Source organism: Methylobacterium platani (assembly GCF_001653715.1).
Classification (GTDB): domain Bacteria; phylum Pseudomonadota; class Alphaproteobacteria; order Rhizobiales; family Beijerinckiaceae; genus Methylobacterium; species Methylobacterium platani.
In genome coordinates, this window is record NZ_LWHQ01000060.1 from 1 (window position 1) to 19,952 (window position 19,952).

Here is a 19,952-nt window from a genome sequence, read left to right on the forward strand (position 1 = left end):
CGCCTATGTCGATCAGGGCTACACGGGCGAGCGCGCGGCGAAGGCGGCGGCCGACCACGGCATCACCTTGGAGGTGGTGAAGCTGCCCGAGGCCAAGCGCGGCTTCGTCCTGCTGCCACGCCGATGGGTGGTCGAGCGCGCCTTCGCCTGGATGGCGCGCTTCCGCCGATTGGCCCGCGACTATGAACGCCTGCCCGCCACCCTCGCGGGACTGCACCTCGTCGCCTTCAGCGTCCTGCTGCTTCGAAGGGCCGCAGACTTCGCTGTGGTCCGTAACAGCCTCTAGGATCGGCCGGTCCACGCCTCGCGACCGTTCCGGCGGCGCGCCCGGACGATCCGCACCGGCTCTTGACGGAAGGAGGTGGACAATTCGACAGTGGGCGAGCCGGGGCCGGCGCCGCTCGCAGGTCGAGGAGTGACCGACCCCGGAAGCGCGCTCGGGTGGCGCGTATCGGGCCGAGCCCGGCGACACCCGCCGTCGTGCCGACCCTCACGCGGTTCGCCCGCGCGCGAGGGTCGAGCGCTCCGGAACGAGCACGCATCCTGAACGAACGAACAAGACGTCAGGGGAGGAATCAGGATGACAGCGAGCATGAAAGCCCGCCTGCGCCGCGCGGCCTGGGCCGGTGCCGCCCTCGCGGCGGCCGGTCTCTGCACCGGGACCGCCGGTGCGCAAGGCCTCAAGCAGTACGATTCGAGCGGCAAGGCGTTCTGGAAGAACCCGCCGCCGGACTGGTTCCTCGGCGACGAGACCTCGGCGCAGAAGGGCCTGGCGCCCCCCGCCAACCCCGCCCTGCCGGCCTCGGACGAGGAACTCACCGACAACCTGAAGGCGGTGAAGCTGCCGGCGGGCTTCTCGATCAGCGTCTACGCCAGCGGCGTGCCCGAGGCGCGCCAGATGGCGTTCGGTGACAAGGGCACGCTGTTCGTCGGCTCGTTCGGTGCCACCAACGTCTACGCCATCGTCGACCAGGGCGGCAAGAAGGTCGTCAAGACGATCCTCAAGGGCCTCAACATGCCCACCGGCCTCGCCTTCCGCGACGGGGCGCTCTACGTCGTGGCGATCGACAAGATCTATCGCTACGACAACATCGAGGCCAACCTCGACAAGCCGCCGGAGCCGGTCGTCGTCTACGACGACATGCCGTCCTACGTCGCCCACGGCTGGAAATACCTGACCTTCGACAAGGACGGCTGGGTCTACGTGCCGTTCGGGCCGCCCTTCAACATCGGCAACCCGCCGAGCAGCGTGTCGCAGATCCGCCGCGTCGACCTGAAGACCGGCGCGGCGGAGATCGTCGCGCTCGGCGTGCGCAACAGCGTCGGCGGCGACATCGACCCGCGCACCGGCCGGTACTGGTTCACCGAGAACGCCCGCGACTGGATGAGCGACGACATCCCGAGCGACAAGCTCAACATGATCTCGAAGGTCGTCGAGCATTTCGGCTATCCGTACTGTCACCAGGGCGACATGCCGGACCCGAAATTCGCCCAAGGCCGCACCTGCTCCGAGTTCACGGCCCCGGTCGCGAAGCTCGGCGCGCACGTGGCGCCGTTGGGCATGAAGTTCTACACCGGCTCGTCCTTCCCGGCCGAGTACAAGAACAACATCTTCATCGCCGAGCACGGCTCCTGGAACCGTCACCGGTACCAGGGCGGGCGCATCGAGCGCGTCGTCGTCGATCCGGACGGCAAGAACGCCAAGATGGAGACCTTCGCCTCCGGCTGGATCAAGGGCGACCGCGAGTATTCCGGCCGGCCGGCCGACATCCTGGTGGCGCCGGACGGCTCGCTCCTCGTCGCCGACGACTGGGCCGGTGCGATCTATCGCATCGCCTACACCAAGTGAGCGGCGCAGGGTCCCGCGCGCGTCGGCCGGCCCGGAGGTTCTCCGGGCCGATCCGCGTCGCGCTCGGCCTCCTCACCCTCCTCGCCGTCGCCCCGGCCCGGGCCGCCGAGGCGCCCGAGGTGGCACAGGCCTGCCTCGCCTGCCACGGCGAGGCCCTCGCCGAGGGCGCGCCGCCGATCGCCGGCCATTCGAGCAACTACATCCAGCTCCAGCTGGTGTTCTTCCGCGCCGGCCGGCGCAAGAACGAGATCATGCAGGGCGTGGCGGAGGGCCTGTCGGACAACGACATCCGGGCGCTCGGCAAGTACTTCGCCTCCCTGCCGGTCCCGGACGCCAAGCCCCCGGCCGACACGCGAGCGGAGCTGACCAGGACCGGCGAGGCCACCGCCGCCCGCCACCGCTGCGCCGCCTGCCACGGCGATGCGTATCTCGGCATCCAGGCGGCGCCCCGCGTCGCCCGGCTGCCGGAGGCCTACCTGGCGAAGGCCTTGACCGACTACCGGGCGGGCACGCGCCCGAGCTCCGGCGGGGCGGCGATGACCGAGGTGGCCGGTGCCCTGTCGGACGCGGACATCACGGCCCTGGCGCATTACCTGGCGGTGCTGCCCTGACCCGGCGGCCGGGATCGCGTGGCGTCCTTATCCGGCCCCCCGTCCCGGCGACAACGGCGCGTCGCAGGCGCGCGCCGCCCTCCAGGCGACGGCGAAGCCGGGATCGATGACGTAGCCGGTCCCGGTCTCGTCGCGCCGGTACCAGCCGTTCCGCACCGGGACGTGGCCCCGGCCGTGGACGGCGGTCGTCACGTGGCCGAGGACGGCGGCGACGACGTCGGCCGGGCCGTGCCGGCGCAACTCGGCGATCGTCACGGATCCCCGGTCGGCGAAGACATCGATCAGCGCGAGGGCATCCTGCTCGGGCACGATGCGTGCGCGGGCTGCGATCTGGCGGCGCGCCCGGTAGGCGGCGGCTCCCCAATCCATGCTTGTCCCGGTCCGGCGGCGGGGCGCGGGTTCAGGCCTTGGCCGGGCCGGCCTTCGCCAGGTAGGCCCAGGCCTCGGCCTCCTCCGACAGGTCGAAGGTCTTGGTCTCGACCGGCAGCACCGCCCCCGAGAGCGTGATCATCGCCCGGGCGAAGGCCGGCGCGCCGACCACCACGTAGTGGCGGATATGCGCGACCGAGCGGGCCATCACCCCGGTAGCGTAGCCGTCGAACCGGGCGCCGAGCTCGGAGCCCTCGTAGTGCGACATGATCAGCAGCATGTCGATCGTGCCGTGCGCCGTCATCGCCCCGTCGGCGATCGCCGACATCCACTCGATGTCCGGGCGCGTGATCTTGTCCTTGATCTCGAAGGCGATGAGGTCGGGCCGCGGCGTGTCGCGCCGGACGATCGAGCCATCGGGTGACGTGTTCATGACCGCCTCGCTCCACCATCGCCCCGGGCGGGCGACGGTCGAAGAACGGCGGGCGACCGGTTTTGATCCGGGACGGCGGATTGCGCCCCCCGGATCCCGTCTCGCGCGGGCGCCTCGCGGCTCAGCGCAGGCGCTCGGCGGCCCAGGCGATGTGGTCGTCCATGAAGGTCGAGATGAAGAAATAGGAGTGGTCGTAGCCCTCGCGCATGGTGAGGGTGAGACCGATGCCGGCCTTCTGGCACGCCTCCTCCAGGAGCCAGGGGCGCAGGCCCTCGTCCAGGAAGGAATCGGCCGTGCCCTGGTCGACCAGGAACTCGGGGAAGCGGCGGCCGTCCGCGATCAGCGCGGTGGCGTCGTGGCGCCGCCACGCGGCTTCGTCCGCGCCGAGATACTTGGTGAGGGCGGGCTTCGACCAGCCGGCGGTCGAGGGCTGGACGATCGGCGCGAAGGCGCTGCACGAGCGGAAGCGCTCGGGATGGGTGAGCGCGATGGTGAGCGCGCCGTGGCCGCCCATCGAGTGACCGAAGATGCCCTGGCGCTCCATGTCGACCGGGAACTCGCGGGCGACGAGGGCCGGCAGCTCCTCGGTGACGTAAGACCACATGCGGTAGTTGCGGTCGTACGGCGCCTGCGTCGCATCGACGTAGAAGCCCGCGCCGCAGCCGAACTGCCAGTTGTCGGGCTCGTCCGGCACGTCCGGCCCGCGCGGGCTGGTGTCGGGCGCCACGATGGCGATGCCGTGCCGCGCGGCCGCGCGCCGGTACTCGCCCTTGTCCATCACGTTGGCGTGGGTGCAGGTCAGGCCCGACAGGTACCACAGCACCGGCACCGTCCCGGATTCGGCCTGCGGCGGCAGGTAGACCGCGAAGGTCATCGGGCAGCGTGTGGTCTCGGCCTCGTGCCGGTACACGCCCTGGATGCCGCCATGCGAGCGGGCCTTCGAGATGGTTTCCATGACGCCGTGATCTCCCCTCGCCTCTTCGCAGCCGGACCGGGCGGCGCCTCGCGGCACCGCCCGGCGCGGTCGTCGGTCCTAGAACACCACGACCGAACGGATCGACTTGCCCTCGTGCATCAGGTCGAAGCCGTGGTTGATGTCTTCCAGCGGCATGGTGTGGGTGATCAGATCGTCGATGTTGATCTTGCCCTCCATGTACCAGTCGACGATCTTCGGCACGTCGGTGCGGCCGCGGGCGCCGCCGAAGGCCGAGCCCTTCCAGACGCGGCCGGTGACGAGCTGGAACGGACGGGTCGAGATCTCGCGGCCGGCCTCGGCCACGCCGATGACGATCGACTCGCCCCAGCCGCGGTGGCAGCACTCGAGCGCCTGGCGCATCACGTTGACGTTGCCGGTGCAGTCGAACGAGAAGTCCGCGCCGCCGCCGGTCACGTCGAGGATCGCCTGCACGACCTTGTCGGTGCCGACCTCGTTCGGGTTGATGAAGTGGGTCATGCCGAACTTCTCGGCCATCGCCCGCTTGTCGGGGTTGATGTCGACGCCGATGATCTTGTCGGCGCCGACCATGCGGGCGCCCTGGATCACGTTGAGGCCGATGCCGCCGAGACCGAACACCACCACGTTGGCGCCCGGCCACACCTTGGCGGTGTAGATCACGGCGCCCAGCCCGGTGGTGACGCCGCAGCCGATGTAGCAGATCTTGTCGAAGGGAGCGTCCTCGCGCACCTTGGCGAGCGCGATCTCCGGCAGGACGGTGAAGTTCGAGAAGGTCGAGCAGCCCATGTAGTGGTACACGGTGTTGGCGCCCGGGCTGCCGCCGGTGGAGTCGCAGCGGAAGCGGCTGGTGCCGTCCGGCATCACGCCCTGACCCTGCGTCGAGCGGATCGCCGTGCAGAGGTTGGTGCGCTGCGACAGGCAGGACTTACAGTTGCGGCACTCGGGCGTGTAGAGCGGGATGACGTGGTCGCCCGGCTTTAGGGTCGTGACGCCGGCGCCGACCTCGCGCACGATGCCCGCGCCCTCGTGGCCGAGGATCGCCGGGAACTTGCCCTCGGAATCGAGGCCCGACAGCGTGTAGGCGTCGGTGTGGCAGATGCCGGTGGCCATCACCTCGACCAGGACCTCGCCGGCCTTCGGGCCCTCGAGGTCGATCGTCTCGATCGTCAGGGGCTTCTTGGCTTCCCAGGCTACCGCCGCGCGCGTCTTCATGGAGTCTCCAACCGGGGTCGTTGCATCGCTCGAGAGCGCGGCATGCTGCAGGGGCGCGGGCCGGCCGCTCGGCTCGCCCGCTGAATGGACCGCTGTCTGCTGCGATTTTGTGAAGGTCGCAACGGTGCGGTGCGGCAGACTTTAGTCCACCGCGACAATCGACGCGACGTGCGGGTCCCGTGAACGACCGTGCGGCCATGGTCGATCCCGATCTGTCACATAAATGCTCCACGTTATACTGTTACAAGTTCTCGACGTGGCCGCGACGGCGCGGTCGATCGGGTCCGCTGAACCGCCCTCCCCGTCCGGCAGTCGCCGGACGACCCGGGACGGGAGGCGCCGTGGGCCTTCCACGCTCCCGATCACCCCGGGCGCAGGCGCGGAACCCGGCCGGGCGGGGTCGGGATGCGTCCGCCGGCGGCCTCGCCCTGCTCCCGCAGGACACCGCGCCACGCTGCGATCGCCGCATCGAGGCGCGACGGGCGGGCCGGTTGCCGCGCCTGTGCGGGCCTGGGCTCGTCCGGCACCGACACGGGTGCCGGCTCCGGCTCGGGCGTCTCCGCCGGGTGCTCGTCGCCCGCCCGATCGGAGGCAGCCCGGCAACCGGTTGCCACCTTGGCAGGGCCTTCAAGTCTCTCTCTGTCTTTCGATTTTTCAGGTTCGGGCACTCGGGCTCCGGCGAGCCATTGCCGGATCGCCTCGCTGGCGATGCGGATGACGTGGGTGCCCTTCGCCCGCTCCTCGATGGCGAGGTAGCCGCGATGCGCCGCCCAGCGGATCGCCGTCTGGACGGTGCGCCGGCAGCATCGCGCCCGGGCGGCGATCGTCCCGAGGGGAAGCGCGCAGCTCCCGTGCGCGGCGATCTCCCGCACGATGACGGCGACCGCGCCGAGCTCGGCCGGGTGAAAGTCCTGCTTGATCGTGGCGGGCCAGGGCAGGCGGTGGCCGAGATAGGCGCGCCGGCGCGACGCCGTCTGGCGCGCGGCGCGCTCGGCGTGCGAGACCGGCGCGCGGTGCGCGCGCGGGCCCTGCGCCGGCGCGGGATCGGGCGGCAAAGGCGCCCGGCCCGGCGCGAGGCCGGCGAGCGCGTCGAGGGCGAGGGCGCCGACGGGGCTGACGGGGCTGACGGGGCTGACGGCCCCCCTCCCCTCCCCGGTCCGCGCCTGTCCCGTCCGGGATTTGGCGCGGTGCCGGTTCGCGGCGGCCGACATCCGGTCGCGGCGCTCCTGGACGGCCTGGAACACCGGCTCGGCATCCGCGTCGAGGAGCCCGCCCGAGCCGTAGGCCTGGATCGCGTCGGCGTTGAGCGTGTCGAGCTGCCGGCGCCAGTCCGGGCCGGCGATCCGGCCGACGGCCTGGAGGAGCCGGTCGCGCAGCAGCGCGGAGATCGCGGCCGGGATCATCGGCCCACCCCGCGGGCGGGCCGGTCCGGTCTAGAAAGCGGGCATGCGGACGCCTTCGCCCGGGCCGTCATCCGGCCGAGCGTCGCCGTTCGCCGCCCGGGGGGCGTCGTCGGGTCTGCCATGGTCCTTGCCTGTCACCGGGCAAAGGAAATCCGCTCGCCAGAACGGCGTCCGACTCTTGACGGCCATGTGTGGAAGTGCGATTCTCTAGTCGCCAAACCTGAGAAGGGCTTCCGGGACGAAAGTTCTGGGGGCCTTTTTCTTTTGCGGTGACCTCTTCGCGTGGAAGGCGGCCGGGCGGGATTGCCGGGCCGCCGGGTGTCGATCGGTCGTCAGTCTCCTGATGGGTTGCGGGTCTTCGCCTCCTGGAACGCGCCGTAGAGCGCTTCCAGCTGGGACGAGATGTAGGCGCCGAACTCCCCCGCCTCCTTGGCGGTCAGGGAGAGGCTGAAGCTCTTGCCCGAGCGCCGGCAGGTCGCCGCGACGGCGCGGTCGGGCGCGGTCCAGGTCGAGGTCTGCGGCTCGGGGGAACGCCGGCCCGGCGGCTTCCGCCCGGCCTTGATCGCCGCGAGGAGATGCGCGAACCGCTCCGACCCGTCCTTCTCCAGGAGCTCGGCCGAGCGCACCGCCTCGATCGCGATCTCGGCCTTTGCCGGGATCGCGACCAGCTTCTTCAGCTCCTCCCAGCGGTCGCGGCCGACGCCCTTGGCGGCGCCGAGCGCGTCGACCACCGGCCCCGGGACCGTCTCGGCCACCGAGAGCATGCGCGACAGGAGCGTATCGTCGACCGTGAGCGCCGCCTTGATCGTCGCCTTGGTCTGACCCATCCCGAGCAGCTTGCGGGCGAACAGCGCCTTCTCGATGAAGGACAGGTCGGCGCGCGCGGCGTTCTCCTGTCCTTGCGCGACGATGTGGGCGATGTCCTCGATCGTCTTGACGATCGCCCGGACCTCGCGCCCGAGTTCGCGCGCCACCCGCACCCGGCGGTGGCCGTAGACGATCATGAACCGCCCGTCCCGCTCGGGGTGCGGCCGGACCAGGATCGGGGTCGCCTGGCCGTGCTCGGCGATCGCGTCGCGCAGGCGGACGTAGTCCTCGTCGTCCTCCCCGAGGCGGTCCTGGACGAACGAAGCGTCGACGAGCGCGGTGTCGAGGCCGACGATCGCCTCGCCGTCCGACATCCGCCGGGTGTTCTCGGCCATCTCCTCGATCGAGCGCGTCATCGACCGGGCGGCGCCGCGCCGGGTGAAGTCGGTGCTCGGCTCGGAGACCGGGGCCTCCAGGATGTTGGCGAGGAGGTTCTTACGCATCGCGCGCGGCTCCTATCCGGCTGAGGTCGCGAGGGAATCGGGGGTTCTGCACGGCTGTCAAACCCGCCTCCCCCAGGCCCCGTGGATCAGACCGGCGATCTCCTGGTTGACGGCGTTCACCGCTTCGAGGGCGCGGTCGTAGGTCGAGCGGATCATCTGGCCGCGGTCGACCTCGTAGAGCGACTGGTTGGTGATGCCGGCATCCGAGATCGCGGTCGATTTCAGCATCTGGGTCCGCAGCATGTTCTGGGGGAACAGCACCTGCATGAAGCCGACCATCTGGGCCTGCGGCCCGTCCGTCGGCTCGTAGCGGGTGACGAGGTAGCGGAACCATTGCAGGTTCACGGCGGCCCCCGCATCGGCGATCGACTTCAGGATGCCGCCGAGCATCAGCAGGAACTGGCTCATCGACATCACGTCGAGCATCTGCGGATGGATGGTGACGAGGACCGAGGTCGAGGCGGTGAGCGCCGTGAGCGTCAGGTAGCCGAGCTGCGGCGGGCAATCGATGACGACGACGTCGTAGCGCTCGTCGACCTCCTTCAAGGCGTTGGTGATGCGGGTGAAGAAGGTGCGCCCCTCCGGGTTGCGGTTCGAGGCAGCGAGCGGCGTGTCGTACTCGTATTCCTGCAAATCGAGGCTCGCCGGCACGATGTCGAGGCCCGGGAAGTTCGTCGGCCGGATGATCTCGGAGAGCGGCCGCTTGCCGTCGTCGTAGCGCAGGGCCTCGTAGATCGACGGCGCCTTGTCGAGCTCGGGCTGGATGCCGTGCAGGGCCGAGAGCGAGGCCTGCGGGTCGAGGTCGATGGCGAGCACCCGGTGCCCGGTCAGCGCCAGGAACTGGGCGAGATGCGCCGCCGTCGTGGTCTTGCCGCTGCCGCCCTTGAAGTTCACCGCCGAGATGATCTGCATCGCCTCGCCGGCGCGGCGGTGCGGCACGTACTGCTTGAGGTCGGAGCGCCCGTGCCGGTCGAGGTACTTGCGCAGCTCCAGCATCTGCTCGGCGGTGTAGGAGCGCCGGCCGGAGGGCGAGGTTGCCGGGACCGGCCCCTTGCCCTCGAGGTGGAGCTTCTTGATGTTCGACGGCGTCACGCCGAGGAAATACGCGACCTCGGCCAGCGCGAACGACCGCAGGCCCTTGGTGGCGTTGGGCGGATAATGCTCCATCCGCAGCATGCTCAGCTTGTCGGAGATGAGGCCGCCCTGCCGGAGGATCGTCTCGTGGAAGCTGATCGCCGCCATTCCCGCTGTTGGTCCCGTTCGTTCCATCCGCCCCGATTCCCGAGTAACGCTTTTCCGGGCATATCCCCACGACAAGCGTTATTATGAGGCTGATTCTCCGCCGCGGGCAATGGTTTTTGGGTTGACGGATCGTGAATCCTTGCGGGTGATCCGCGTCGGGCGGCGGCCGGTGCTAACAATCGTAGCTGTCGTTTTGCACGTTTCATCAAGCCGGCGATGCGATATCGGTCGTGCCCGATCACCCCCGATACTCCGACACGCCGCTCGTTCGATGACGCAGACCATGCCGCCGGGCGGCGACCTCGAAGCACAGTTGTTCGATCTCGCGCCGACCTCCCTGTGGCTGCAGGACCTCGGCGCGCTCAAGGCGTGCCTGGATGGATGGCGCGACGCGGGCATGACCGACCTTCGCGACCACCTGCGCGACCCCGACCGCCTGCTCGCCTGCCAGCGGTTGATCCGCCTCGTCCGGGTCAACCGCCAGACCCTCGCGACCTACGAGGCGCGCGACGAGGCCGAGCTGTTCGCCCACATCCCGGCGATCTTCAACGATCCGCAGGCGGCCGCCTTCATCGAGGTGCTGTGCCGCCTCTGGGCCGGGGCGACGCAGGTGCGTCTCGTGACGCAGAACCGCACCGTTCCCGGGCGGGTGATCGACGTGGGCTATGCCGGCCAGCTCATGCCGGGCCACGAGGCGGATTGGGGCCGCTACCTGATCTCGATCGAGGACATCACCCGGCGCGAGGATGCGCGGAGCGTCCGCGCGGTCGATCTCTTCGCCTATTCGCCGGTCCCGACCCTGATCCGCGACGAGGGCCGGGTCGCCGCCATGCTGGCGGATCTGCGCGAAGCCGGCGTCGCCGACCTCGCCGGCCATCTCGCGGCGCATCCCGGCTGGGTCGAGGCGGCCCGTGCCTCCCGGCCGATCGTCGCCGCGAATGCGCCGGCGCTGGCGCTGTTCGGCGTCCCGGACCGCGAGGCCCTGGCGGTCCATCTCGCGGCGACGACCCCGGGCGAGGCCTTCGTTGCGGAACTCCTCGACCTCTGGGCCGGGCGCGAGCAGGCCGGCCGCGACGTCGTCCTGCCTCACCGCGACGGCCGCGACCTGCACCTGAAGCTGCACGCCTCCCGCCTGCCGCAGCCGGACGGCGCCGGGCACCTCGTCCAGGTCGCCCTGACGGATATCGGCGCCAACAAGCGCACGGAGGCTCGCCTGACGGCCCTGAGCCTCAGCGACCACCTGACCGGGCTCCGCAACCGGGCGGGCCTGGCGGCGGAGATCGCGCGGATCGAGGACGGTCGCGTGGTGCCGACCTCGGTGATCGTGGCCGACCTCAACGGGCTCAAGGCGACCAACGACCGCCTCGGGCACGAGGCCGGCGACGCCCTGATCCGCCGGTTCGGGGTGATCCTGGCCCAAGCCGCCTCGGGCGTCGCGGCTCGGACCGGCGGCGACGAGTTCGTCGTCCTGCTGCCGCGGACCGGGCCGGAGGAGGCCGCCGCCGTGGCGCGGCGGATCCAGGCGGTGGTCGATGCCCCGGGCCCGCTGCCGCTCAGCGCGTCCCTCGGTGTCGAGACCTGGACCGGCGACGGGCCGCTCGGCGGCGCCATCGCCCGGGCAGATGCCCGCATGTACGCGGCCAAGCGCCGGTACCACGGCGCGACGGCGGAGCCGCGCGACGCCGTCGTTCCCTCGCCGCGCCCTCACTGAGGCGTCCGGACGGGACTTTGACAGCCGTGCAGATCGGCCGAAAGGCTCGATCGCGCAAGGTGTTGACCGCAGTGACCTGGCCGGGCGATCCCCCGTTCAGCGGAAGCGGCCGAGGCCGAACGGCGCGAGGTCGACCGGGCTGCGCCCCGTGGTCAGGAGCCCGGCGACGGCGTTGCCGATGCCGGCCGAGTGCTTGAAGCCGTGGCCCGAGCAGGCCGACACGACCAGGACGCGCTCCTGCTCCGGGTGCCGGTCGATGATGAAGTCCCGGTCGGGCGTGACGGTGTAGAGGCAGGCCGCCGACCGCACCGCCCGGGGTGTCGCCCCGGCGAGGCGCCCGGCGATGTGGTGCCGGTACATCGCCGCCGATTCCTCGGGGGCGACCGCGCGGTCGGCAGCCTCGGCGGTCGTCGCCGCGGCGTATTGCTCGGTCGCCACCTTGACGCTCGCCTCGCCGGCCTGCGGCGGGAAGCCGTAGAAGTACTCGGTGTCGGTCGTGCCGTGCATCCAGATGTAGACGGGCGCGTCCGGCCCGTAGGCGCGCGCATCGTCGAGGGCGTACCAGTGCAGGAGCTGGCGCTTGACGCTCAGGAGCCGGTCGAACGGCGCGCCGAGGAGCGGCGCGGTCCAGGCGCCCGCCGAGACCAGCACCGCCCCGGCGCTGAACGAGCCGGCCGAGGTCTCGACGCGCACGCCGTCGCCGTTCTGCACGATCGACAGGACCGTGACCCCGGTACGGATCGCGGCGCCGCGCCGGCGGGCGCGGGAGAGCTGCGCCGCGATGCAGGCCTCGGGGCGGACATAGCCGCCGCCGGGCTCGAAATAGGCGGTCTCGCTGCCGTCGAGGCCGAGGAATTGCGGGAAGCGGCGGGCGACCTCGCGCCCGTCCAGGACCTCGTGCGGGATGGCGAAGGCGCGCGCGGTCCGGATCGAGTTCTCGACGAAGTTCGGCTTGCCGTGGTGCGAGGCCGTGCCGCCCCCGGGCGCCATGACGAGCGCGCCGCAGGCCCGCAGCAGGCTCTCGCCGGTCTCCGCCTCCAGCTCGCGCCAGATCCGGTGGGCGTCGAGGACGAACGGCACGTAGGCCGCTCCTTCGCCGACCGCCTGCCGGGTGATGCGGGTCTCGCCGTGGCTCGATCCCATCGTGTGGGGCGGCGCGAACCGGTCGAGGCCGATCACCGAGGCGCCGCTTTGCGCCAGCTGGTCGAGCGCCGCGCTGCCCATGGCCCCGAGGCCGACCACCAGGAAATCCGCCGTCTCGTCCATCGCGTCCACCTGCCTGTCCCCGTCCGCTTCGCGCGACGCTGCCCGATCGTCCGGCCCCGGGGCAAGAGCGTGGCAGCGCTCCGTCGCGTCACGCCCCGAGCGGGCCGGTATGATGCTCGAGCGCATTCCACACCTGCGGGCCGAACCGGCCCTTCCACTCGGTGTAGTAGCCGGACGCCGCGAGCGCCGCCCGGAAGGGCGCCTGATCGGGAGCGTTGACGACGAGGCCCTTGGCGCGCAGGCGCGCCTCGCTCTGGGTGTTCATCTGCACGAAGGCCTGCCGCTGGCGCTCGACGGCATCGTCGAAATGGCGGCCGATCAGCGCCCGCGCGTCGGCGGGCAGCGCGTCCCAGGTCCGGCCGTGGGCGAGGATCCACAGCCCGTCCCAGGAATGGCCGGTGCGCGAGAGGTAGGTCTGCACCTCGTAGACCCGCGTCGCCTCGATCTGCGGCAGCGAGTTCTCCATCCCGTCGGCCACCCGCGTCTGCAGGGCGGTGTAGGTCTCGGCGAGGTTGATGGTGGTCGGCGAGGCGCCGAGCGCCCGGAACAGCGAGGTGAGGAGCGGGCTCGGCGGCACCCGGATCTTGAGGCCGCGCAAGTCGGCCGGCGTCGCGATCGGCCGCACGCTCGTGATCACGTCGCGAAAGCCGTTGTCGACGATCCGGAAGGCCCGCAGCCCGAACCCCTTGAGGGCGTCGCGGATGCGCTCGCTCAGGGGCCCGCGGTCGAGGGCGTCCCAGAGCGGCACGTAGCCGGAGAAGGCGTAGGCGACGCCCGGGATCCCGGCGATCGGCGCCAGGGTCTGCAGCGAGCTCGCCGAGGTGAGGCTGAAGGCGATGGCGCCCGAGCGCAGCTGCGACTGCATGCTGAGCTCGCTGCCGAGCTGGCTGTCGGGATAGAGCGTGATGTCGATGCGGCCGTCGCTCTCGGCCCGGATCGCGTCGAGGGCCGCCGCCAGGCAGGTCGTCGCCGGATGGCCCTGCGGCATCGGCGAGCCCATGCTCAGCCGCAAGGGCTCGGTCGCGGCGCGCAGCGGCGGGGAGGCGAGGGGGCCGAGGAGCAATCCCGCTCCCGCTCCCCGCACGATCGTTCGGCGCGTCGGCATCCTGGTCCTCCCGTCGGTGTCGCCCGGTTGCCCCGCAGGGTACCCGGGGAGAGCTTCCACCGACAGGGGCTCCGGCGGTTACCCCCCGTGCGCCGGCTGACCCCCATGCGCCAGGACGATGCGCCCGGCGACCGTCCCGCCGGCGAGGCGGCGCATCGCGTCCTCGGCCCGGGCGAGCGGCACGGTCTCGGTCTCGACCAGGGTGAGACCATGGGCCCGCACCAGGGCGACGAGGTCGCGCAGCTCGCCGAGATTGCCGACATAGGAGCCCGCGAGGGTCAGCGCCCGCAGCGGCAGCAGCGGCAGCGAGAGGGCGATCTCGCCGCCGAACATGCCGACGACGACGAAGCGCCCGCCGCGCCGCAGGGCATCGAGGGCGAAGCCCGCGGTCCCGGCCGTGCCGACGAAGTCGATCGCCGCCGACAGGCCGCTCTCGAGGCGCAGGAGCGCGTCGCGCGCCGCCGGATCGGCCGGATCGAGGACGAGGTCGGCGCCGAGGGCGGCCGCCCGGGCGCGCTTGTCCGGCGCCGTGTCGGCGACCGCCACGCGGGCGTGGCCGAGGGCGCGGGCGAGGGCGAGGGCGCTCTGCCCGAGCCCGCCGGCGCCGACGAGCAGGAGCCAGTCCCGGGCCGGATCGCCGCCGACCTTGCGCAGGGCCGAGTAGGCGGTGAGCCCCGAGCAGGCGAGGGGCGCCGCGGCCGACGGATCGAGGCCCTCGACGTCGATCAGGTAGCGCGGGTGGGGCACCACGACCTGCTCGGCGAAGCCCCCGGGGCGGTGCACGCCGAGGCAGCGCCCGGCCGCGCACAGGTTCTCCTCGCCGTCGCGGCAGCGATGGCAGCTGCCGCAGCCGATCCACGGATAGACGAGGACGCGCCGGCCGGCCCCGACCTCGCCCGCCTCCGGCCCGGCGGCGGCGATCCGGCCGAGGATCTCGTGGCCGAGGGTGAGGGGCGGGCTCACCCCGCGCTCGGCGAGGCTCAGGCGCTTGCCCCCGCCGAGGTCGTAATGGCCCTCGCGCAGGTGCAGGTCGGTGTGGCAGACGCCGCAGCGCTCGAGGGCGACGACCACCTCGGTGCCGCGCGGGACGGGGTCGTCCTCGACCAGGGTGCAGAGCGGGCGGCCGAACTCGGTGACGGCATAGCGCTTCATCGTGCAAGCTCCTGTCGGTCGTTAGCGCACCAGCGGGCAGCCGCCCTCGGCGAGCGGGCGGAACGCCTCGTCGCCGGGGATGCGGCGCACGAGCGTGTAGAGGTCCCACTCGCCGGTCGATTCCGCCGGGGTCTTGGCCTGGAACAGGTACATGTCGCGGATCACCCGTCCGTCGGCGCGCAGGCGCCCGCCACGGGTCATGAAGTCCTCGATCGGGGTCTTGCGCATCTGCGCCATCACCGCGTCCGGGTCCTTGCTGCCGACCGCCTTCACGGCCTTCAGGTAGTGGAGCGCCCCGCTATAGGCGCCGGCCTGGGTCATGCTCGGCATCCGCTTCATGCGGGCGAAGAACCGGCGCGACCAGGCCCGCGTCGCCTCGTCCTGGTCCCAGTAGAAGGCCTCCGTGAGGAGCAGGCCCTGCGCGACCTTGAGGCCGAGGGAATGGACGTCGCTCAGGAAGGCGATGAGCGCCACGAGCTGCATCGAGTCGGTGAGCCCGAATTCCCGCGCCTGCTTGATGGCGTTGATCGTGTCGGTGCCGCCATTGGCGAGACCCAGGATCGTCGCCTTCGAGCTCTGCGCCTGGAGCAGGAAGGACGAGAAGTCCTGGGTGTTGAGCGGCGCGCGCACCGCGCCGAGGACGCGCCCGCCGCTCGCCGTCACCACCGCGGCGGTGTCGCGCTCCAGCGCCTGGCCGAAGACGTAATCGGCGGTGAGGAAGTACCAGTCGGTCCCGCCCTGGCGGACCACGCTCGACCCGGTGCCCTTCGCCATCGCGTAGGTGTCCCAGGTCCAGTGCGCCGTATAGGGCGAGCAGAACTTGCCGGTGATGTCCGACGAGCCGGCGCTGGTGACGAGGGCGATCTTCTTCTTCTCGTTGGCGAGGTTCATCACCGCGAGCGCCATCGCGGAGGACGGCAGGTCGGTGATGACGTCGACGCCCGAATCGTACCATTGCCGGGCGATGCTCGCCGCCACGTCGGCCTTGTTCTGGCCGCCGGCCGAGACGACCTCGATCGGGCGCCCGAGCACGCTGCCGCCGACATCCTCGACCGCCATCCTCACCGCCTCGACGGCTCCGAGGCCCCCGATATCGGCGTAGGTGCCTTCGAGATCGACGAGGACGCCGATCTTCACCGGGCCGTCGTCGGCGGCGCGGGCGGGCGACGCCCCGGCCAGCCATGCCGCCGCGAGACCGGCGGCCCATCTCGTTGCGTGAAGTCGCGTCATCCCGGCATCTCCTCCATGGTCGTCGACCCGCGGCGTGTTCGCCGTCGGGCGTGTCGTCGCTCACTCGCCGTCGAACGCCGCGCCTCCGGCAATCAGCGCCGCGCTCTCCGTTTCGGGAAAGCCCAGCTCGGCGAGGACCGCGCGGGTGTCGAAGCCCGGCGGCGGGGCCGGGCGGCCGGCGGGGGCCGTCGCGCCGTCGTGCAGGATCGTCGGCCGCAGGGTGCGGACCCGGCCCTCGGTCGGGTGGTCGCCGGTGCCGATCAGCCCGACGGCGGCGAGGTGCGGGTCCCGCTCCAGCGTCTCGAGGGTGTGGCAGGGCATCGCCGGCACGTCGGCCGCGGCGAAGATCGCGAGCCACTCGGCGGTCGTCCGCTCCGCCAGCGCCTCGGCCCGGACCCGGAACCACAGGTCGACGTGCCGGAACCGGTCGGCGACCGTGGCGAGCCGCGGATCCTCGATCAGCTCGGCGCGCCCGACCGCCCGCAGGAAGGCATGGACCTGCGCGTCGGTGTTGGCGGTCAGGCTGATCCAGCCGTCGGCGGTGGCGAGCGGCCGGTTGTCGGGGTTGAGCACCCGGGCGTCGCCGGCCGGGCCGAGGGGCGGATCGAAGCTGCGCGGCCCCAGATGCTCGGCGAGGACGAAGGCCGCCATCGTCTCGTGCATCGGCACTTCGAGGGTGGCGCCCGCGCCGGTGCGCCCGCGGGCGACGAGGGCGGCGAGGATCGCCGAGGCGGCGATCTCGCCGGTGACGTGGTCGGCGAGCAGCAGCGGCGCGTAGGCCGGGCGGCCGTCGCGGCGCTCGGCCAGGCCGGCGATGCCGGAGACGCCCTGGACCACGCTGTCGTAGGCGGGCCGTCCGCGATACGGGCCGTCGGGCCCGAACCCCGTGATGGTGCAGTGGACGAGGCCGGGCTGCCCCGCCCGCAGGGTGGCCGCGTCGAGGCCGAGGCGGGCGAGCGCCTCCGGGCGCATGTTGGCGACGAGGACGTCGCTCGTCGCGATCAGCCGGCCCAGCACCGCGCGCGCGGCCGGGCGCTTGAGGTCGAGGCCGACGGCGCGCTTGCCCCGGTTGAGGTGCAGGTAGGAGCCGGCATGCCGGCCGGCCGGGGAGGGGCCGCCGAGGCTGCGCAGCACGTCGCCGCCGCGCGGCTCGACCTTGATCACCTCGGCGCCGAAATCCGAGAGGCGCAGGGTGCAGGCCGGGCCGACCACCACCGTGGTCAGGTCGACGACCCGGATCCCCGCCAGCGGGCGGCAGGCGGCGCTCATCGGACCTCCGCCTCCAGGGCGATCGCCCCGGTCTCGTCCTCGGCCCAGGCGTGCCAGCCATCCGGTTCCGCGCGCGCGCAGAGGCGGATCGGCCGGCCGCAGAGGAGCGGGCGCCGCATCCGGTAGTCGAAGGCGGCGGGCGGGCGCCCGGCGGCCTCGCGGACGAGCTCGAGGACGAGGAGCGCGGTCAGGCCGCCATTGACGACGAGGGCCGGATAGCCCTCGCGGTCGCGGGCGAAGGGCGCGTCGTAGTGGATGCGGTGCGGATTGTCGGTGACGGCGCTGAAGCGGAACAGCAGCGCCTCGTCGGGCACGACGACCCGGGTCGTGCCGGCCGGTCGCGGCGGCGGGGGAGGGGAGGGGACGTCGGGAGGGGAGGCGATGGGGGCCGCCTCGCGCAGGACGTAATCGGCCTCCTCGACCACGACCTCGCACCCCTCGACGCTGAAGCCGTGGCGGACCGTGACCACGGCGAGGCGGCCGCTGCGCCCGGTCTTCTCGGCGATGCCCGCCAGCGTGGCGCGCCGCTCGACCGTCGCGCCGAGGGGAATGTCGCCGGGAAAGGCCGCCCGGCGCCCGCCCAGCATCACCCGGGGCAGGCCGAGATCGGGCAGGGGGAGGCCGGGGCCGGCATAGCCGTCCGGCCTCAGACGCGAATGCGGCACCCCGTCGTGACACAGGCCGACATGCCAGCCGCGGGGCAGGAGGCCGGCGGCCGCCAGGGCACGCCCGTCGCGGTCGAGCAGGGCGGCGATCCGGCGGACGAGGCCCGGCGTCGCGACGTCGTCCGTCCCGGCCTCCCCCGGAAAGCGCGTATCCGGCACGGCGCTGCCTCCTCCCGTTGATTTACGGGATAGAATACCGTTCAGCGGGCGGAATGGAAGCGCTCTCGCGCACGCGGATCGGGCGCGGCGGCAGCGTTCGCCGGGTCGGCGCCGCCGGCGATTCATGGCGGCCGGAAGACATCCGGTCGCGGCACCCGGTTTTCCGAAGACTCTCCCGAATCGGGCAAGGAACCGTTCGCGAATCGCCGCGTGCCGCCGAGTCGTCGCCAAAGATCACGGCGCGTCCGCCGCAGGATCAGCCGAATCGCGCGATTCACCTGTGAATCGAAATTAAGATTCACAGCCGGATCCCGACTCGGCGTTGCCGGGCGCCGCCGAGTCGTGACACGACTCGTAACGTTACGAGTCGTGGAGCCGAATCGATGGCCGACACCCCGTCTCAGCGCGTCAGAAAGCTCCGTGAGGCCCGCAAGGCGTCCGGGGAGCTGGAGACGAATGTCTGGGTGCCGGCCCAGGTCCAGCAGGCGATCGACGCGGCGGTGCGCGAGGGCAAGTTCCCGAACCGCCGTCTCGCGATCATCCACGCCCTCGAACAAGCCTTCGTGGAGCCGAACATGTAGACGCGGCAAAGCAAAAAGCGCCGAGGTGGGGACCTCGACGCTTTTTTGGATCTCATAACGGCGCTCGGGGAAGCTGCCGCTGGAAGACCGGATTGACACCCTCCTTCTAGCGGTTCCCGGACACACCGTCAATGACGCCCGCTCGGGCGAACGGTCCCGCTTTGCCTCCGTCCGAGGAGGTGTGGAGTGGAGATGGTTCAGACCGGGGGCCGGCCGCTGACGCGCGCCGCCCTCGCCGGACAGAGACGCGCCCTCGACGACGGGCGCAGCGTCACGCGCAAGGAATTGTCGGCCTCCGCCCGCGAGGCCGCGAAGGCGCTCGGGCTCCGCCCGGCCCTGCGGCAGGTCCTGTCCGAGCTCGTCGCCGCCTGGGGCGAGCAGGATTGGGCACGCCTGATCGTGTGGCCGTCGAACGACTACCTGGTGTCGCGCACTGGGCTCTCCGAACGCGCCGTGCGCTACGCGCTGCGCGACCTCGTGGCGCTCGAGGTCGTCACGCCGAAGGACTCGGCGAACGGCAAGCGCTACGCCATCCGCGCCCGCGACGGCACGATCGTCGACGCCTACGGCTTCGACCTGACGCCGCTCTACGCCCGCCGCGGCGACTGGGCCGCCGCGATCCAGGCCCGCGCCGAGACGCGCGAGCGCCGCCGCCGCGCCTTCGACGCCCTGACCATGCACCGCCGCGCCGTCGAGGAGGCCCTGCACGCCCTCGCCTCGCGCCATCCCGACACCGCGACCGCCGACCTCGTCGCCGTCCAGGCGAGCCTTGCGGCGAGCACGCCCGACCGCCGCGGAACCGGCGATCCCGAGGCGGTGCTGGAGGCCTGGGGAGAGTTGCGCCAGCTCGTCGAGGAACGCTTCTATGCAGCCGGCTGTGACGGCAATTCCTGCCGCCACATAGAAACAGACAACGGATCTCCTACCGAGGCTTGGAGCAAAGGCTCACCGGGGACGGTTGGGGCCGTTCGCCAGATCGAACGACCGGTCGCGGGTCTGCCGCCGTCGCTCGTCGTCGAGGCCTGCCCGGTGGTGCGCGACCTGGTGAGCGGCGACATCCGCGAGGAGCACGAGATCCTGGACGCCGGAATGCGGCTGCGGGCGACGATCGGGGCGCATCAGAGCGCCTGGACCGAGGCCTGCGCGGCCTTGGGGCCCTACGCGGCTGCGGTGCTGGTGCTGATCGTGGCGCAGCTCCACGACGACGACGTCGCGTCGGGCCAGAACCGGATCCGCAATCCCGGCGGCTACTTCCGGCGCCTGGTGCGGCTGGCGGAGGAGGGCCGCTACCATCCCGCCGCCGAGCTGATGGCGATGCGCCGGCGGCGGCTGATCTAGAGGCTGTTACGGACCACAGCGAAGTCTGCGGCCCTTCGAAGCAGCAGGACGCTGAAGGCGACGAGGTGCAGTCCCGCGAGGGTGGCGGGCAG

At 72.0% G+C, this 19,952-nt stretch carries 19 protein-coding genes; 6 read left to right on the plus strand and 13 right to left on the minus strand.

Annotated features, from left to right (window positions below):
- From A5481_RS26315 to A5481_RS26325, 3 genes are all read left to right on the plus strand, one after another.
- Window positions 1-286 (plus strand): transposase (locus A5481_RS26315; RefSeq protein WP_156655653.1); only part of this gene is annotated, 286 nt, incomplete at its 5' end.
- A 306-nt stretch (window positions 287-592) separates the two neighbouring features.
- Window positions 593-1,849 carry a PQQ-dependent sugar dehydrogenase gene (locus A5481_RS26320; protein ID WP_048436744.1) on the plus strand — a complete coding sequence of 419 codons (1,257 nt, stop codon included), beginning with the start codon at window positions 593-595 and terminating at the stop codon, window positions 1,847-1,849.
- Window positions 1,846-2,460 (plus strand): c-type cytochrome, encoded by a 615-nt coding sequence (locus A5481_RS26325; RefSeq protein ID WP_053082572.1) that lies wholly within the window; start codon window positions 1,846-1,848, stop codon window positions 2,458-2,460. Before A5481_RS26320 ends, A5481_RS26325 begins: the two co-directional genes overlap by 4 nt.
- Window positions 2,461-2,487: 27 nt before the next feature.
- Here A5481_RS26325 and A5481_RS26330 read toward each other — a convergent pair whose 3' ends face one another.
- From A5481_RS26330 to repA, 7 genes are all read right to left on the minus strand, one after another.
- On the minus strand, window positions 2,488-2,829 hold the full coding sequence (locus tag A5481_RS26330) for a hypothetical protein (RefSeq protein WP_048436743.1): 342 nt from the start codon (window positions 2,827-2,829) through the stop codon (window positions 2,488-2,490).
- Window positions 2,830-2,860: 31 nt separating this feature from the next.
- The gene (locus A5481_RS26335; protein ID WP_048436742.1) at window positions 2,861-3,262 is read right to left on the minus strand and encodes a SpoIIAA family protein; all 402 of its coding nucleotides are present in this window, start codon (window positions 3,260-3,262) and stop codon (window positions 2,861-2,863) included.
- A 121-nt stretch (window positions 3,263-3,383) separates the two neighbouring features.
- Complete coding sequence (gene fghA, locus A5481_RS26340) at window positions 3,384-4,217, minus strand: S-formylglutathione hydrolase (protein WP_048436741.1); 834 nt, start codon at window positions 4,215-4,217, stop codon at window positions 3,384-3,386.
- A gap of 78 nt (window positions 4,218-4,295) precedes the next feature.
- Window positions 4,296-5,429, minus strand: a complete 1,134-nt coding sequence (locus A5481_RS26345; protein ID WP_048436740.1) for an S-(hydroxymethyl)glutathione dehydrogenase/class III alcohol dehydrogenase — start codon at window positions 5,427-5,429, stop codon at window positions 4,296-4,298.
- A gap of 362 nt (window positions 5,430-5,791) precedes the next feature.
- A complete protein-coding gene (locus A5481_RS26350; protein ID WP_048436739.1) occupies window positions 5,792-6,832 on the minus strand; it encodes a hypothetical protein in 1,041 nt (346 codons plus the stop codon).
- Between the two features lie 332 nt (window positions 6,833-7,164).
- Window positions 7,165-8,142, minus strand: coding sequence for a plasmid partitioning protein RepB (repB, locus tag A5481_RS26355; RefSeq protein WP_048436738.1), 978 nt, complete (start codon window positions 8,140-8,142; stop codon window positions 7,165-7,167).
- Window positions 8,143-8,199: 57 nt separating this feature from the next.
- Entirely contained in the window at window positions 8,200-9,384 is a 1,185-nt protein-coding gene (gene repA, locus A5481_RS26360; protein ID WP_048436737.1) for a plasmid partitioning protein RepA, read from the minus strand.
- Between the two features lie 271 nt (window positions 9,385-9,655).
- Here repA and A5481_RS26365 point away from each other — a divergent pair, with 271 nt between their 5' ends.
- Window positions 9,656-11,095 (plus strand): GGDEF domain-containing protein, encoded by a 1,440-nt coding sequence (locus tag A5481_RS26365; protein WP_048436736.1) that lies wholly within the window; start codon window positions 9,656-9,658, stop codon window positions 11,093-11,095.
- 96 nt (window positions 11,096-11,191) lie between these two features.
- Here the strand turns inward: A5481_RS26365 and solA are convergent, their stop codons facing one another.
- The 6 genes from solA to A5481_RS26395 all read right to left on the minus strand — a co-directional run bounded on the left by solA (window position 11,192) and on the right by A5481_RS26395 (window position 17,941).
- Window positions 11,192-12,361 carry an N-methyl-L-tryptophan oxidase gene (solA, locus tag A5481_RS26370; RefSeq protein WP_048436745.1) on the minus strand — a complete coding sequence of 390 codons (1,170 nt, stop codon included), beginning with the start codon at window positions 12,359-12,361 and terminating at the stop codon, window positions 11,192-11,194.
- Between the two features lie 88 nt (window positions 12,362-12,449).
- A complete protein-coding gene (locus A5481_RS26375; protein ID WP_048436735.1) occupies window positions 12,450-13,466 on the minus strand; it encodes a TRAP transporter substrate-binding protein in 1,017 nt (338 codons plus the stop codon).
- Window positions 13,467-13,544: 78 nt separating this feature from the next.
- The gene (locus A5481_RS26380; RefSeq protein ID WP_048436734.1) at window positions 13,545-14,618 is read right to left on the minus strand and encodes an alcohol dehydrogenase; all 1,074 of its coding nucleotides are present in this window, start codon (window positions 14,616-14,618) and stop codon (window positions 13,545-13,547) included.
- 21 nt (window positions 14,619-14,639) lie between these two features.
- Window positions 14,640-15,848: an ABC transporter substrate-binding protein gene (locus A5481_RS26385; protein WP_048436733.1), complete on the minus strand. Its 1,209-nt coding sequence runs from the start codon at window positions 15,846-15,848 to the stop codon at window positions 14,640-14,642.
- Between the two features lie 60 nt (window positions 15,849-15,908).
- The gene (locus tag A5481_RS26390) at window positions 15,909-17,117 is read right to left on the minus strand and encodes a CaiB/BaiF CoA transferase family protein (protein WP_048436732.1); all 1,209 of its coding nucleotides are present in this window, start codon (window positions 17,115-17,117) and stop codon (window positions 15,909-15,911) included.
- A complete protein-coding gene (locus A5481_RS26395; RefSeq protein WP_064504413.1) occupies window positions 17,114-17,941 on the minus strand; it encodes an HTD2 family dehydratase in 828 nt (275 codons plus the stop codon). The genes A5481_RS26390 and A5481_RS26395 overlap by 4 nt, the downstream gene beginning before the upstream one ends.
- A 383-nt stretch (window positions 17,942-18,324) precedes the next feature.
- Here A5481_RS26395 and A5481_RS26400 point away from each other — a divergent pair, with 383 nt between their 5' ends.
- Window positions 18,325-18,522, plus strand: coding sequence for a hypothetical protein (locus A5481_RS26400; RefSeq protein WP_048436186.1), 198 nt, complete (start codon window positions 18,325-18,327; stop codon window positions 18,520-18,522).
- Window positions 18,523-18,714: 192 nt separating this feature from the next.
- A complete protein-coding gene (gene repC, locus A5481_RS26405) occupies window positions 18,715-19,860 on the plus strand; it encodes a plasmid replication protein RepC (protein WP_082173404.1) in 1,146 nt (381 codons plus the stop codon).
- Window positions 19,861-19,952 lie beyond the last annotated feature (92 nt).

Excerpts from the sequence above, each read along its gene's own strand:
- A5481_RS26320 (WP_048436744.1), top strand. The coding sequence starts at position 593 with ATGAAAGCCCGCCTGCGCCGCGCGGCCTGGGCCGGTGCCGCCCTCGCG.
- A5481_RS26330 (WP_048436743.1), bottom strand. The coding sequence starts at position 2,829 with ATGGATTGGGGAGCCGCCGCCTACCGGGCGCGCCGCCAGATCGCAGCC.
- A5481_RS26335 (WP_048436742.1), bottom strand. The coding sequence starts at position 3,262 with ATGAACACGTCACCCGATGGCTCGATCGTCCGGCGCGACACGCCGCGG.
- fghA (WP_048436741.1), bottom strand. The coding sequence starts at position 4,217 with ATGGAAACCATCTCGAAGGCCCGCTCGCATGGCGGCATCCAGGGCGTG.
- A5481_RS26345 (WP_048436740.1), bottom strand. The coding sequence starts at position 5,429 with ATGAAGACGCGCGCGGCGGTAGCCTGGGAAGCCAAGAAGCCCCTGACG.
- A5481_RS26350 (WP_048436739.1), bottom strand. The coding sequence starts at position 6,832 with ATGATCCCGGCCGCGATCTCCGCGCTGCTGCGCGACCGGCTCCTCCAG.
- repB (WP_048436738.1), bottom strand. The coding sequence starts at position 8,142 with ATGCGTAAGAACCTCCTCGCCAACATCCTGGAGGCCCCGGTCTCCGAG.
- repA (WP_048436737.1), bottom strand. The coding sequence starts at position 9,384 with ATGGCGGCGATCAGCTTCCACGAGACGATCCTCCGGCAGGGCGGCCTC.
- A5481_RS26365 (WP_048436736.1), top strand. The coding sequence starts at position 9,656 with ATGACGCAGACCATGCCGCCGGGCGGCGACCTCGAAGCACAGTTGTTC.
- solA (WP_048436745.1), bottom strand. The coding sequence starts at position 12,361 with ATGGACGAGACGGCGGATTTCCTGGTGGTCGGCCTCGGGGCCATGGGC.
- A5481_RS26375 (WP_048436735.1), bottom strand. The coding sequence starts at position 13,466 with ATGCCGACGCGCCGAACGATCGTGCGGGGAGCGGGAGCGGGATTGCTC.
- A5481_RS26380 (WP_048436734.1), bottom strand. The coding sequence starts at position 14,618 with ATGAAGCGCTATGCCGTCACCGAGTTCGGCCGCCCGCTCTGCACCCTG.
- A5481_RS26385 (WP_048436733.1), bottom strand. The coding sequence starts at position 15,848 with ATGACGCGACTTCACGCAACGAGATGGGCCGCCGGTCTCGCGGCGGCA.
- A5481_RS26390 (WP_048436732.1), bottom strand. The coding sequence starts at position 17,117 with ATGAGCGCCGCCTGCCGCCCGCTGGCGGGGATCCGGGTCGTCGACCTG.
- A5481_RS26400 (WP_048436186.1), top strand. The coding sequence starts at position 18,325 with ATGGCCGACACCCCGTCTCAGCGCGTCAGAAAGCTCCGTGAGGCCCGC.
- repC (WP_082173404.1), top strand. The coding sequence starts at position 18,715 with ATGGTTCAGACCGGGGGCCGGCCGCTGACGCGCGCCGCCCTCGCCGGA.